Here is a 14282-nt window from a genome sequence, read left to right on the forward strand (position 1 = left end):
ATTGATATATGTGAAAATTAGTTGTTATTTAGTCAGAAGCAGATCAGGGAGAGATTACAATTGGATTTAGGTAAACCAATAGCAAAAGGGAATACAGCAATTATATACCTTTGGGAAAATAAGATTATCAAAATATTTAACGACTATTTACCGAAATCTGAATCTCTTTATGAAGCAAATAAGCAGAAATTTGCTTATTCGTGCGGACTGTTTGTGCCTGAAATATTCGATGTCACACAAATTGATGGGAAGCAAGCCATCATTATGGAATATATTAAAGGGAGTACAATAGGTGATATCCTATTTAAGAATAGGCAGGAAGCAGAGTATTACATGAAACTATCCATTGAAATACAACAAAAAATTCATATGATTACTGCTGATGGTCCGCTTGAGCCGATGGCTGGAAAATTAAGGCGTCAAATTGATTTGGCTCCAGAATTAGACGAAAGACATAAGTCTACATTAATACATAAATTGGATTCAATAGCATATGAGAAGAGGCTTTGTCATGGAGACTTCCATCTTTTTAATTTGATTATGTCAGATCATAAAGTGGCAATTATAGACTGGGTTGATTCCAGTGCAGGAGACATTCGTGCGGACATATATCGTACGTATCTTTTGTACTCACAGTTTTCAATGGAGTTAGCGGAAATGTATTTGCGACTGTATTGTGAGAAAAGCGATTTGTCAAAAGAAGAAATCTTCCAGTGGGCTTCAATTATTGCCGGAGCAAGATTATCTGAAAACTTGTCTTCAGAAGAATCGGAACAGCTTATGGATATAATCAGTTATTACTGTCCTTTTCAATAACGGAACAGAACATGAAATAAAAATATGGTTGGGGGTAATTTGTATATGGATGCAGTATTTGAAACGGACATTGGGGTATTTAATTATCGTGTAGCTGGTGTCTGGATCCAGGATGGTCATGTTCTTTTACATAAAAGTGTTATTGATAATCATTGGGCCCTTCCTGGTGGGAGAGTGGAAATCACAGAAGAATCTCAGAAAGGTCTGAATAGGGAATTCCAAGAGGAACTGGGGATTGATGTTAAAGTAGAAAGGTTGCTTTGGTCAGTTGAGAATTTTTTTAACTTTAATGGAAATGACTTTCATGAAATAGGATTTTACTATCAGGTGTCATTTAAAGACGATTATAAATTTAGTACTGAAGAATTCTACGGAATGGAGGTTGATCATTTAATATATAAATGGTTTCCAATATGTGATCTTGATGAACTCTCATTACAACCCGAATTCTTAAAGGAAGAAATAAAAGATATCCCAATGAACCCTAAACATATTGTGGTTAAAGGGTGAAGCTAATACAGGCTATTTAATAGAAATAATGGGGGTGGTTCCATGAGTTTGTCAGCAATTTTTGCAATGGTATTAGGTAGTATTATTGCGTGGGGTTTACCAATTGCGGTTATCATTTCGATTATTATTTTATTTAAGAAAGTTAATCGTTTAGAGAAGAACAGATAAGATAATTGAGGAGTGGTGAACATCAGAAAAGTTTCGGTAGTTTTGGGAATAACAGCCGGTATCTCCAGTATTGTCCTATGGTTTGTCCTAAACTTTTACAACCCTTATTCGAATCCAACTGAATTAGCTCCTGTAGTAAACACATTCTTCATGTTGTTCCTTCCAGCTTGTTTAGCGATAGTTGCTTCTTTTATGTCAAAACAACTCCTATTGTTAATCGCATTTTTGTGGTCATTACCAGTAAGTTTATACTTAGTCTTTTCACCTGGAATTTTTGCCTTATTTGGGATCACGAGCATTGCTTATTTGATTAGTTATCTATTGGTGCGATTAGCCAATCCGACCAGTTTATTTAAGAAATCTTACTAAATTAGCAGGTACAAGAAGAACTTTAAGTAGCTGTTACATGATTCTCTTATTTTAGAAGTAACTATATAGCTTAAATAGAAGTCAAAATGAATTGATAGATGTTGGGAGAATGAGTATGTTAGAAACCTTATCCATTATCAGTGACAGCATTGTGGAGTTAGTGGTTTACTTCTACTTAATTTTCATAATTTAATTAGTAAACCACTTAAGGTGATAGAAAAGGTAATAAATACAGGTACTTGGTTAAACAAGACGCCTTTATTGAAGCAATTAATTGAAATAGTAATTGATAATTTTCCAGTTAATTTGAATTAATAGGATTAGCTGGGTAAAAGGAGATTAAAAATGAAATCAACAGAAGACAAAAGATTTATCATTGAGAAAAAATCAGGCTATAACTCAATAATAGGAAGATTATTATCCATGATGGATTACACACGAATGACTACGCTAGAAGCAGTAAATAATTTAACAGCTAAAGAGCTTGATTATCGTATAGATGTGAAAGGAAATTCAATAGGTTGTCTTTTATACCATATGGCATGTGTAGAAGAAGTTTATCAAATTATCACATTTGAGGAAAGGGATCCTACTGATAAGGAATTACAAAAGCTTGAGGTAGGCTTGAATCTTGGTGAAAAGGCACATCAAATAATCCATAATAAAGAAATTGAATTCTACAGAGAGCAGTTAAACCGTGTCCGGGAACACACGTTAGAAAGGTTCAGGGAAAAAGAGGATAGTTGGTTAGATGAAGTATCACCCTTCGGCCCTAATAATGTAGCTAATAACTATTTCCGCTGGTTTCATGTATTTGAGGATGAACTGAATCATCGCGGGCAAATCAGGCTAATTCGTCAGCATATGAAGAGAAAGCAGGAAGGTTAAAGTTTAGGCGGAAAGGGCTAATTCTTAGAAAGATTAGTCTTTTATTAATAATTAATATTAAATAGACAGGTGGAGTTATTAATTGCAATTTTTTATTGGAATTGTACCTTCAGATGAATACAAAATGAAAATAATAGATTTTCAGCATAAATGGAAAAATAATCGGCTACCTGATGTTGTTGAACCACATATAACTCTGAAGGCACAAGGTGGATTAACCTCAGATGAAAAGTGGTTACAGAAAGTTAAAGAAGTATGTTATAACTTTCACCCTTTTGAAATAACACTTGATAAACCAAAGTTCTTTGGTAATGAAATTCTTTACTTAAGTGCTACCTCAGGTGAGTTATATAAATTACATAACAGTATAGTTCGAGTAATTTCACCCTCCAGTGATTTAATAAAGAAGTACTTTGAACTTAAGGACTATGTACCGCATATGACCTTAGGTAAAACGAATCATGGTTTATCACAAAAGGAACTTAGAAACATGAAAAGGACGGCAGTAACTGAACTTAGTCCATTTCGAACCTTTGAGGTTAGATTCGTAAGGGTTTATCAAGAAATTGAACCAAATAAATATATAAAGTATTTAGATATACCTTTAAATTAGTTTCTGCTTCAAAGGTCGGAAATGGGGAATAAATTCTAATGATTATAATGATAAACGGAGCATTTGGTGTAGGGAAAACCACTATCTCTAATGAACTTCTTAATGAGGTCGAAGGTAGTATGATATTTGATCCTGAAGAGGTTGGATCTATGTTGCGGAATGTCATTCCCGAGGAAGTAAAACAACTTGAAGCTGTGACAGGTGATTTTCAAGACTTGCATTTATGGAAGGAGTTAACTGTAAATGTAGCAGAATTATTAATTAGTACATATAAAGTTAATCTTATAGTGCCTATGACGATTCAAAAACCAGAATACTTAAATTACATTATAAATGGATTTAAAGGTATAGATCGACAAACTTACCATTTTTGTTTGACAGCAAGTAAGGATACTATTTCTAAAAGACTAAGAGAGCGGGGAGAGGAAGATGGGAATTGGTGTTTCCAGCAAACTGATCAATGCTTAAAGTCCTTTAAGGAAAACAATTTTGAGGAGTACATCGATACTGAAAATATTAAAGTCTCCGATATTATTGAAAATATAAAAGATAAGCTGATAATGGAAAGTTAATTAAACTAGCGGGAGAGGTCGCATATGAGTTTTTTGATAGTTGCAATCTTATTAATATATTTATTTGATTTCACGAAACTAAGAAAGCAAAATCAGACGATGATTGAACAGAATGAAGAGGTTATTTCTCTTTTAAAAGATATTAAAAAATAACAGACACCTTAGTAATGATAAACAATAAAAGGGAGTTCATATTATGAAGATAATTACTAATGGAGATAGAAGTTTTGATTTAGAAAAGTTACTCGCTAAGCCTCTATTTGCTCATTTAGCCACGGTCGATAAGGATGCTCCGAGTGATACACCAGTTTGGTTTCACTGGGAGAAACAGCAGCTTTGGATAATTGGTACACCTTCAGATACCTTCCCAAAGCGGATAAAAAATAATCCGAAATGTGCAATAGGGATTGCGGACTTTAACCCTAAAGCTGGACTGGTTTTACATGCTGGGTTTAGAGGAACTGCAGCAGTTCTGCCGTTTGATAGTACAATTGCAAATCGGCTGCTGTCACGTTATTTGGGCCTGGATGAAAACAAATGGGATCCACGTTTTAAAAACCTAGATAAAAGTAATGTCTTGATTCGTTTTACACCTGAAACAGTAGTTGTTCGGGATCAGTCATATTTAGCAACCTGAAGATGTTTATCTTAGACGTCTAACGAATTATTAGTAGAAAAAAGGAGATTAAAATGTACTTAAAAATATTCGAGGATGTTATTAGTATTTTACATAACGATTATGCGGGTTGTTTGGATAAAAAGGGTTGCGATAATCCTAATTTTTATCGTGAGAAAATACAGGATTCGGGCAATATGAACGATGAAAAGTTTGTGGGAATTGTTCAGGATTATTTACTGGATTTTAAAGATTTACATATGGCGTTTAAATATACCGCACAATCAACTGAAATGGAAGACGATGTTGGGTTTGCCGTTAGGAGGTATGACGATTTACTTTATGTTGTATCCAATGAAAAGGAAGATAGAGTGAAAAAAGGTTATGCTATTACAGCGTTAGATGGCTCAACAGTTCCAGAATTAGTAAATATTCATAAAAGGAGATTGATGGAAACGGAAGCGGAGCGGGAAAATTGGAGTGCGATTCTTCCACAATACAAAAGTGCTGATGTTGTTAGTGGATCAGGAAATTCTTTTACTATTGAACTTAAAAAGTATCCAAAAGAAATCTTCCAGCCAGAGTATTCAATAAAAGAAATCTCGGAGGATACATTATTTTTAACATTAACAGACTTTATGAATCATAATGCGATCTCAAAGTTAATCGATGAAAATCGTTCATTCTTAACTACACGTAAAAATCTAATCATTGATGTTCGTGTAAACAGAGGTGGAAGTGACTTAGCTTATTTTGATTTACTTCCTTTTCTTTTTGAAGGAGAAGGAGAAGAAATAGATTTAAATGGATTTGATGAGGGTTCTATGTTAACCAACTGTACAAGTCGAAATGTAGAACTGAGAACACAATTGCTTAAAAGTGCTCTTTCTTCTATTGAAGACGAGGTAACACGAAATCAAATAAATGCTTTCATTAGACAACTAGAAGAGAACAAGGATAACGGCTTTGTAGAACTTGATTTTGGAGAAGTGGATGATAGTTTTTTAATCAAAACTAAACCCGGTCCAGAACAAGTTATTCTTTTGACTGATGTCTATTGCGGAAGTTCAGGCGATTCATTTGTTGAGCTTTGCAAAAATTCTTCAAAGGTCACTGTAATTGGAAGACCAACATTAGGTTTAAATGATTATTCTAATCTTGCCATTATGAGTTGGGAGAACAAATTCAAACTATCGTATCCTACGTCAAAATTATCCACCGTTGATGAAGGAAAGGGTATGAGCGGAGTTGGAATCCAACCTGATATTTATATTCCTTGGACACCAGATCATATAGACGTTGATTTGGATGTTAAAAAGGCACTTGAGTTTATTTAATTGTGGGGAGGGACTTAATGGGACATTTAATTCTTTCTGGTGGTGGAGATAAGGAGCAATCGAAGGAAATTGACCAATATTTTATAGAACACATTAATCCGAGCAAACCATTGCTATATATTCCTATTGCAATGAATGGAATTATTCCCTATGAAGAATGTTTTAAGTGGGCGTACAGTGTTTTTAACCCATTAGGGATAGAAGTCACTATGTGGACCAATATAGATAACAAATCTTTTGATGATCTTAAAGAGTTCTCGGCAATTTATATCGGTGGCGGAAATACATTTAACTTATTAAGGGAGTTTAGGATATCTCAATTTGATAGCCTTTTAAAGGAGTACATAGAGAACGACGGTATTGTCTATGGAGGGAGTGCCGGAGCAATAATATTGGGTTCAAACATCATGACCTGTGCTCACATGGACCCAAACAACACAGATTTACAAAGCATTAATGGGCTTAATCTTATAAGTGACTATTCCATTTGGTGTCATTTTGAAGCTGATAATGAAAGTTTGATATCGAGCTTTATCAAAGATTATAAGAAGTCTGTTATTGCATTAAGAGAAGGAACTGGTGTCACTGTTAGTGATGAAGGTATAAGAGTAATAGGGAATTCATCAGCCATTTCTTTTACAAATAAGGGAAAAGTATTGACTCATCCAGGTTCCTTTATTTAAAGTACTTCTTTTTGAAATTAACCAGATTAAGCGGGGGATATAATGAATGCAGGAGAGAAAGTAGCAATCATTGCGGATATTCATGGAAATAGTGCGGCTTTGAAGGCTGTTATGGATGATATTGATAAAGATGAACAAATAGAACACATTTATTGTCTTGGGGATTTAATCGGTATTGGTCATGAAACAAATGAAGTTCTTGAGTTGTTATTTTCCCGTAACAATATATCTTTTGTGATGGGAAATCATGATGAAGCAGTTTTAAAAATACTTGATGGAAATGAGCCAGGGAGTGTTGGAGATGAAAGGGAGCACCATAAATGGATTGCCTCACGGCTGGATGAGAAACTTATCTCTAAGCTCAAAAGTATTCCAATGAGACAAAATGCAAGAATAAACGGAAAGGACTTTTTGTTTGTACATTATCACTTGAATGGACGAGATGAATTTTTGCCAATTGATAATCAACCAACTTCACAAAGACTTGATGACATTTATGAATTAACTGATGTGGATGTTATTTGTTTTGGACACCATCATACAGTTCACCATTTTAAGTCTAAAGAAAGACTTTACCTTAACCCGAGTTCATTAGGTTGTACCTCTAAACCCCTTGCACCATATGCTAAATTGCGGGTTGGGGATTTTGGTCAAATTGACGTTTCCTTTATTGAAGTATCCTATGATAACAAGGAATTTTTACTTGGATATGAAAAGCTGAATGTTCCAGCTGGAGATGATATTCTCAAAATCTTCCACGGCAATCAACATTTAAACTATATCCAGAATCTATAATTGGAATGGATATAACTCAGGATTTGAATACCAGTAAGGAGTTACTATAAATGAGTTTCAAAAAACGATTATTAATTGCTATTTGTTTTTTTGGGGTATCATTAACTTTCATATTTTGGAGTTTAAAACCAAGTGTATTTCAATCTTTTTTACTTATTATTACAGCTATGTGTGCAAGTTTTATTTTAAAGTGGAGAAGAAAGGATAATGAAAACAGATAATCTAATAATGCTAAATGTCTCTACTATGCATTACTCATGGGGGTTATTGTTGCTTTAGATGGCACAGTAAGAGTTGTTACCAAATCCGGCGGTGTTAAGCTATATGCCTTTTGTGATATTTATCGGTTTAATAGGTTCAAAGATCCAAAAGTAAAGGAGTTAACATCGTATGTAATGGAAGTAAATGAATAGCGAAAAAAATTTTATAAAAAAGTCTCCCTTTTTATGACTTTTTCTGTTAGTATATGCTAAGTGGAATTTGACGCAATCAAAAATGGGGGGACAGAGTGATGAGAAATACGTTAATTACAATTATTTGGATTACTGGCATTTATTGTTTTTGTCATATTTTATTTGATTTAAATACGAACCAATCATTAATATTGTTAGGTAAGGATATGCAGATTACGATTAGTCTATTAACTAAGGTAATTGAGTTACTATTTTTGGTTAGTCTGTTCATCTATACATTTAAGTACACGGAGAAAAGTCCAGCAAAAAATTGTCAGTAGATTAAAAGAAGCTTGCAGAGAAATCGTATTCTCTGCAAGCTTCTTTATTTAGCAGTTAAGAAAGTATAACTACTTTCTTACTGCATAAGTGCAACTATGGCATTCACCAAAAGGTTTGGCGAATGCCAAGTTTTCTAATTACTTGTTAGAAATGCCCCAAACCTCTTCAGTCAGGTCAACAATATATTTCAGTTTATTCCATTGTTGCTCTTCCGTTAATTTATTGCCATGATGTGTTGAAGCAAAGCCGCACTGTGGGCTTAAAGATAGTTGTTCGAGTGGCACATATTGTGATGCTTCTTTAATACGTGCTTTAATTGTTTCTTTGTCTTCAAGTTCTCCGTTCTTCGATGTTATAAGACCTAATACGACTTGTGCACCGCCGTTTGGAATATGTTCAAGTGGTTTGAAATCCCCTGAGCGATCGTCATCATATTCCAGGAAGAAGCCGTCTACTTTTTCTTTTGCCAATAATGTAGGAGCGATAAGAGCATAGCTTCCTTCAAATGCCCAGGTAGACTGGTAGTTTCCTCGGCATAAGTGTGTTGTTACAATTAAGTCCTCAGGCTTATTCTTTAAAGCGCCATTAACTACTCGTAACGCCAGGTCAATTAAATCTTCTCTTGAATATTTTCCCTCATTAAATGGGATATCTGGAGCGGATAGTCCAGCGATGTATACATCATCTAATTGCAAGTACCGTACACCAGCATCGTAAAATGCTTTGATTGCATCCTGGTAGGTTTTAATAATATCACTTGCATAGTCTTCGATGTTTGGATAGATATCTGTATTGTGAATGCCGGCGTTAAATAGCTGGTTAGGACTAGGAATAGCTTGCTTTACGAGTGCCCGGCCATCAACAATATCGTTTAAATCAGTGAAATCTTTTAGGAATGGATGGTCAGGGTTAAATGAAATCTTTCCAGTATTCCGTACGTCATATTTCTCTGTTTCCAATCCCTCGAATTGATATCCTTGCTCAGGTACATATCCTTCAATTCCGTTTAGATGCTCCAGAAAGTCCAAGTGAAACCATGTACGGCGAAACTCCCCATCTGTAACAACTTCTAAGCCAAGTTCAATTTGCTTATCAACCACACGCTTGATTTCTTTTGTCTCGACCTCGCGTAATTGTTCTGCTGTAAGTTTGCCTTCCTTGTAATCTAGTCTTGCTTTGTGTAAATTATCCGGGCGTAGTAAACTTCCAACGTGCTCTGCTCTGAATGGTGGTGCTTTTGTTAACGATACTGACATATATATTCCTTCTTTCTGTTTTTAGTTTTGTAGAATTGTATTTTTTTAAGCTTTTAACCGGTAGCTCTGATTATGTTCTTGAAGTGTTTTGTCTGTCCCAAACAAGAAATGCTTCTCCATGTCTGGGGAATATTTTGAGTTTACTGTTTTAACTCCAACAGCTTCAGCTACTGAACGCAGCATTGCTGGTGATGCTCCGCAACATAGGCCGATATAATTTATCCCGATGTCGTTTGCCTCTTTTGCCCAGGCTGCCAGTTCGTATCGGTTATGGTAAAGCGGATCAAGCGCAGTCGGAAAAGTTGTTTCTAAAGGCAGATGGCAGCTGCATCCTCCATCCGGTAAATTAAAGAATGTCGGGTTTTCCTCTGAAGTACGGTATGGGATAGGGAGTCCACCCACATAGCCATCTACATTGTTACGTATGTCAGCAAGGTAAGGTTGCATCGTTTCAGGACCACGGAAACAATTCATGCCCACAACCAGTGCGCCACTTTCAGAAAGTATTTTACAGGATTCTTCAACAGTGTAGCCATCCCTCAATACATTCTCTCCCATTAGTCCAAACGTGATGACTGCTGGTAAATCCTGTTTCAGAATTTCTTCCAGGGCTATTTGTGCCTCTTCATGGTAATAGAACGTTTCCCCATTAATGAAATCGACGCCCTCTTCCTTACACCATTTTATCATTTCGGCAAAAATACCTCTGACCTTAGTCTTGGATTCAGGGTCTTCGGGATCGAAAATATTAGTATTTGAGATATTTCCAGCCACCAACGCTTCTTCGCTGGGATGTTCTTTAGCAACCTCTTTTGCTAAGCGAACCGCATTTCGGTTTAATGGTTCTAATAGATCTTCTTTGCCAATAATGCGCATTTTTTCCCTGTGTGCATTATACGTAAAGGCTAATACAACGTCTGAGCCTGCGTACATATAATCCCTATATGCCTGTTTCAGTGCTTCGGGGTTATCAAGTGCAACCTCTGGAACAAATGATCCTGCTTGCAAATACCCTCTACGTTCTAATTCAAATAAATACCCTTCACCAACAATAACAGTTCCATCTTTTAAACGTTCTTCTAAACTGCGCTTCAATCGTTTTCCTCCTCTTAAATAAAATAAAAAAACCCACTTCTGAAAATAGAAGAGGGTTTGAAACCGTTAAGTATCACTCTCCTTATCTTCAAGCTTTAAGCATTTCAGCTTCTGGAATTAGCACAGTATTTAAAATCTGTTGCTGAGGTTTCAATGGGCCAGTCCCTCCACCTCTCTGGATAAGAAAATTATTCAATTTTGTATTATTGAATACAATACAACTCTTGCAAATGAATGTCAAGAATATTTTTAGCATTTGAAACACTTTGATTTACTAAACAAGCTTAAGCCACTGATTTGCCGGATCCTCATTCCGCTATTCACCCTTTTTACCCATTTTTTTCATTGATATTGGGTAAATAACGGAACGAGGATCCGTTTCAAACCTTACAGAGCGGATTTTTACCCATTTAGCGGAACCACGATCCGCTCCATTACTTTGAGATTCACATTCCGATCCTCTCGCCACTCATTTTTGCTATTGTGTCATTAATATTCATCATAACAGCGTTAAACTTTCTTGCTTTAATTAAACTATACTGCTTAATTAGGTGTAATCGTTCGGGCGAACAGCATCGGAAGTGGATTAGATAGCCCGGAATCAGCAGAATTCGCCTGGGAACCAGCGAAGATAAACACCATCAAAATTTAAATCCTTTTTCAGGGTTGTTTGAACGAGGGATATGTTAAAATTACGTTAGAGTATTGTTGTAGAGGAGGCCAATCCATGAATGTCGTATCCATTGACTTTGAGACGGCGAATGAAAAGAGAAACAGTCCATGTGCTATTGGTGTTGTTGTCGCCAATGAAAATGGAATTGTTGATGAATTTTATAGTTTAATAAATCCAATGATGCATTTCAGTTCGTTTAATACGCGTATTCATGGGATACGAGAGGAAGATGTGGCAGATGCGCCGACGTTCTCAGAATTGTGGCCGACACTTAATGATTATTTATCTCATAACATAGTTATTGCACATAACGCCAGTTTTGATATGAGTGTGATTCGAAATACATTGGACTACTTTAACCTTACATATCCTGAAATGGATTATCTTTGTACGGTGAATATTTCTAAAAGAGTTTGGCCCGAGTTAGAGAATCATAAGTTAAATACGGTAGCTGGTTATCACGGTATTTCCTTCGAGCATCACCATGCACTTGAGGATGCTAGGGTTGCTGCCAAAATTTTAATGAAGGCTTTTGAGACATACGAGACGGATGAGATGGATATATTTCTAAAGAGGTGCAGTATTTCGAAAGGGAGAATTTATGAACGGGGATATTTTCCGCCGAAAGTGAAGCGGGCGAAACGGAGTAGAAAGCTTTATTTCTAAAAAATATCAAGGGGAGTTGGATTGCATATGAGGATACTTGTTGTAGGTGCAGCTGGGACAATTGGCAAAGAGATTGTAAGAGAGTTAGGAGAGAATCACTCAATAATTCGCGCTGGACGAAATGGGGCAGATGTTTCTGTTGATATTACTTCCGAGGATAGCATCAGAGAAATGTATAAACAAATTGGTAAAGTAGAAGCTGTAGTCAATGCATCTGGTGGTGCGAATTTTAAAGCTGTTTCTGAATTAACACCGGAACTAAATGAAAAAGGAATTGAAAGTAAACTTAAAGGGCAAATAAATCTTGTCCTGCTAGGTATGGAATATGTAAATGACGGTGGCAGTTTCACGTTAACAACAGGTGTGATGATGGATGATCCGATTCCACTGGGTGCGTCTGCAGCAATGGCAAATGGTGGCGTCAAGGCATTCGTTAAAGCATCATCAATTGAAATGCCTAGAGGTATTCGCATAAATAGTGTAAGTCCTAATATTGTACAGGAGTCATGGGAAAAGCTTGGTAAATTCTTTGCAGGGTTTGATCCTGTTCCTGCAGGTCGTGTGGCTCGTGCTTTTGTTAAAAGTGTTGATGGTATGCAAACTGGTAATAACTATGAAGTCTATTAAGGAGGAATCAATGTGGCAGATCTTAAATATGAGATAATCGAAACAGTAGCTGTGCTATCAGAGTCGCCAAAAGGATGGACGAAAGAGCTTAACCTGGTAAGCTGGAATGGGCGTGATCCCAAATATGACCTTAGAGACTGGGCACCGGACAAAGAGAAAATGGGAAAAGGGGTTACATTGACTGAAGAGGAATTATATAAATTGAAAGCGGCATTATCTGAACTTGATTAACTTCACATAGAAATCGTGTATGGCGCTGGGTCCAAAGCAATTTTTGTGTTTTGGACTCGCTATTTTGTAACAAACGTACAAGTTTTCTGCATAAATGTTAACAATAATGTAAAATAGCGGTAATACATAAAACAGGAATGAATTGGAGGACATGAAATTGAATACAAAACGTTGGATTGCACTTGGTGTAGCGGTTGTTTTATTTGTCGTTTCACTAGGTTTTCAAGCTGTAACGAGTGTAGTAACAGCTGATTTTGAAAAAATGTTTAACTTCCCGGATTCATCGCAGAAATTTCAAGAAGAGGTTGTCGAGGAAGGATCAGGCAATAAGATTGCAGTACTTGAACTGGATGGAGTAATTCAAAATGCATCTACAGCATCCTTGCTTAATACAGGAGGATATAATCATGAGCGATTCCTGGAAATGCTTGAAGCAGCTGGGGAAGACTCAACTGTTAACGGCATTATTTTACGTGTAAATACACCTGGCGGGGGCGTTGTAGAAAGCGATGAAATACATGACAAGATTGTTAAGATAAAAGAAGAGCATGACAAGCCTGTATATGTATCAATGGGGAATACAGCAGCATCAGGGGGATATTATATCTCTGCTCCTGCCGATAAAATCGTTGCGCATTCTGCAACATTGACAGGTTCAATTGGTGTTATTATGGAGAGCTTTAATTTTGCGGAATTTGCGAATGAACATGGTATTAAATTTAATACGATTAAGAGTGGCGAGTTCAAGGATATTATGTCGCAGTCACGTCAAATGACCGATGAAGAACGAGAAATTTTGCAGACGATGATTGATAATTTATACGGAGATTTTGTGGATGTGATCGTGGAAGGCCGTGACATGTCAGAGTCGAAAGTCCGTGAGCTTGGCGATGGCCGTGTGTATACCGGAGAACAAGCTGCAAATAATGGTCTTGTTGATGAGCTTGGGTCTCTCACTGATACGATTGCCATTATGAAAGAAGATAATGGCTGGGATAATGCCAAAGTGATTGAATATAAAAAGGGTCTTGAAATTAACGAATTTTTAGGTGGTACATTACAAGGAATGTTTAAAGGACAAACAGAATTATTCGGTATCAAGGAATTGTTGCGTAAATCCAATGGACCACGTGCTATGTACTTGTATTCTAAATAAGGGGGTGCCGTCATGAGTGAAAATGAAGTGGAATATACTGAGAGTGTTGATTACAGATTTGCTGGGTTCTGGATGCGGTTTTGGGCATATCTAGCTGATTTGCTTATTGTATTTAGTATTAACGGCATCCTGCTTAGTCCATCTAAATTTATCAATGATGGGGCTGGAATTGATATTGGTTTCTGGACAATGGCTGGTATCGTTGGTGTGATTGTGTTGTATTTGTACTTTCTGCTAATGACTAAATATTTTGGTCAGACGTTAGGAAAAATGATATTTGGATTGCGCGTTATTCGAGAAGATGCTCATTCGCTCGAGTGGAAGGATCTTATTTTTAGAGAAGTAGTTGGTCGATTTATTCACCGTGTGTTTTTCTTTACCGGATTGTTATACTTGTTCGTTGCATTTAGTGGGGAAAAACAAGGTTTACATGACATGATTGGTAATACGCGGGTTGTGTTTGATAAATAATAATAG

Annotated in this window: 19 protein-coding genes and 1 riboswitch; of the genes, 17 read left to right on the top strand and 2 right to left on the bottom strand. The window is 36.3% G+C overall.

The window, feature by feature from the left end:
• Positions 1–60: 60 nt before the first annotated feature.
• From BLS02_RS13170 to BLS02_RS13220, 12 genes are all read left to right on the top strand, one after another.
• Positions 61–816, top strand: coding sequence for an aminoglycoside phosphotransferase family protein (locus BLS02_RS13170; protein WP_092493491.1), 756 nt, complete (start codon positions 61–63; stop codon positions 814–816).
• 45 nt (positions 817–861) lie between these two features.
• Positions 862–1326 (top strand): NUDIX hydrolase, encoded by a 465-nt coding sequence (locus tag BLS02_RS13175; RefSeq protein ID WP_092493492.1) that lies wholly within the window; start codon positions 862–864, stop codon positions 1324–1326.
• Between the two features lie 42 nt (positions 1327–1368).
• Positions 1369–1494 (top strand): hypothetical protein, encoded by a 126-nt coding sequence (locus BLS02_RS19340; protein WP_302846743.1) that lies wholly within the window; start codon positions 1369–1371, stop codon positions 1492–1494.
• Positions 1495–2208: 714 nt separating this feature from the next.
• Positions 2209–2751: a DinB family protein gene (locus BLS02_RS13185; protein ID WP_092493494.1), complete on the top strand. Its 543-nt coding sequence runs from the start codon at positions 2209–2211 to the stop codon at positions 2749–2751.
• A gap of 82 nt (positions 2752–2833) precedes the next feature.
• Entirely contained in the window at positions 2834–3364 is a 531-nt protein-coding gene (locus BLS02_RS13190; RefSeq protein WP_175559495.1) for a 2'-5' RNA ligase family protein, read from the top strand.
• Positions 3365–3402: 38 nt separating this feature from the next.
• Complete coding sequence (locus tag BLS02_RS13195; RefSeq protein WP_092493495.1) at positions 3403–3936, top strand: AAA family ATPase; 534 nt, start codon at positions 3403–3405, stop codon at positions 3934–3936.
• 24 nt (positions 3937–3960) lie between these two features.
• Positions 3961–4089 carry a hypothetical protein gene (locus BLS02_RS19345; RefSeq protein ID WP_281243687.1) on the top strand — a complete coding sequence of 43 codons (129 nt, stop codon included), beginning with the start codon at positions 3961–3963 and terminating at the stop codon, positions 4087–4089.
• A gap of 43 nt (positions 4090–4132) precedes the next feature.
• Entirely contained in the window at positions 4133–4573 is a 441-nt protein-coding gene (locus tag BLS02_RS13200; RefSeq protein WP_175559496.1) for a pyridoxamine 5'-phosphate oxidase family protein, read from the top strand.
• 53 nt (positions 4574–4626) lie between these two features.
• Entirely contained in the window at positions 4627–5889 is a 1263-nt protein-coding gene (locus BLS02_RS13205) for a S41 family peptidase (protein ID WP_092493496.1), read from the top strand.
• Between the two features lie 17 nt (positions 5890–5906).
• Complete coding sequence (locus tag BLS02_RS13210) at positions 5907–6572, top strand: Type 1 glutamine amidotransferase-like domain-containing protein (protein WP_092493497.1); 666 nt, start codon at positions 5907–5909, stop codon at positions 6570–6572.
• 42 nt (positions 6573–6614) lie between these two features.
• Positions 6615–7367, top strand: coding sequence for a metallophosphoesterase family protein (locus tag BLS02_RS13215; protein WP_092493498.1), 753 nt, complete (start codon positions 6615–6617; stop codon positions 7365–7367).
• A gap of 511 nt (positions 7368–7878) precedes the next feature.
• A complete protein-coding gene (locus BLS02_RS13220; protein ID WP_092493499.1) occupies positions 7879–8100 on the top strand; it encodes a hypothetical protein in 222 nt (73 codons plus the stop codon).
• 138 nt (positions 8101–8238) lie between these two features.
• Here the strand turns inward: BLS02_RS13220 and BLS02_RS13225 are convergent, their stop codons facing one another.
• Both BLS02_RS13225 and BLS02_RS13230 read right to left on the bottom strand, forming a co-directional pair.
• The gene (locus BLS02_RS13225) at positions 8239–9357 is read right to left on the bottom strand and encodes a 5-methyltetrahydropteroyltriglutamate--homocysteine S-methyltransferase (protein ID WP_092493500.1); all 1119 of its coding nucleotides are present in this window, start codon (positions 9355–9357) and stop codon (positions 8239–8241) included.
• Positions 9358–9402: 45 nt separating this feature from the next.
• Entirely contained in the window at positions 9403–10452 is a 1050-nt protein-coding gene (locus BLS02_RS13230; RefSeq protein WP_092493501.1) for a homocysteine S-methyltransferase family protein, read from the bottom strand.
• A gap of 79 nt (positions 10453–10531) precedes the next feature.
• Positions 10532–10638: riboswitch (SAM riboswitch) on the bottom strand.
• Positions 10639–11179: 541 nt separating this feature from the next.
• On the opposite strand from BLS02_RS13230, the gene BLS02_RS13235 reads away from it, so the two are divergent.
• The 5 genes from BLS02_RS13235 (at position 11180) to BLS02_RS13255 (ending at position 14276) form a co-directional block, all read left to right on the top strand.
• A complete protein-coding gene (locus tag BLS02_RS13235) occupies positions 11180–11791 on the top strand; it encodes a 3'-5' exonuclease (RefSeq protein ID WP_092493502.1) in 612 nt (203 codons plus the stop codon).
• 27 nt (positions 11792–11818) lie between these two features.
• Positions 11819–12418 (top strand): short chain dehydrogenase, encoded by a 600-nt coding sequence (locus BLS02_RS13240; RefSeq protein ID WP_092493503.1) that lies wholly within the window; start codon positions 11819–11821, stop codon positions 12416–12418.
• A gap of 12 nt (positions 12419–12430) precedes the next feature.
• Positions 12431–12649: a YdbC family protein gene (locus BLS02_RS13245; RefSeq protein WP_092493504.1), complete on the top strand. Its 219-nt coding sequence runs from the start codon at positions 12431–12433 to the stop codon at positions 12647–12649.
• 157 nt (positions 12650–12806) lie between these two features.
• Positions 12807–13805, top strand: a complete 999-nt coding sequence (sppA, locus tag BLS02_RS13250) for a signal peptide peptidase SppA (RefSeq protein WP_092493505.1) — start codon at positions 12807–12809, stop codon at positions 13803–13805.
• Between the two features lie 12 nt (positions 13806–13817).
• Entirely contained in the window at positions 13818–14276 is a 459-nt protein-coding gene (locus BLS02_RS13255) for an RDD family protein (protein ID WP_092493506.1), read from the top strand.
• Positions 14277–14282 lie beyond the last annotated feature (6 nt).

It is taken from the genome of Virgibacillus salinus (assembly GCF_900102415.1).
GTDB classification, from domain to species: Bacteria; Bacillota; Bacilli; order Bacillales; family Amphibacillaceae; genus Lentibacillus; species Lentibacillus subterraneus.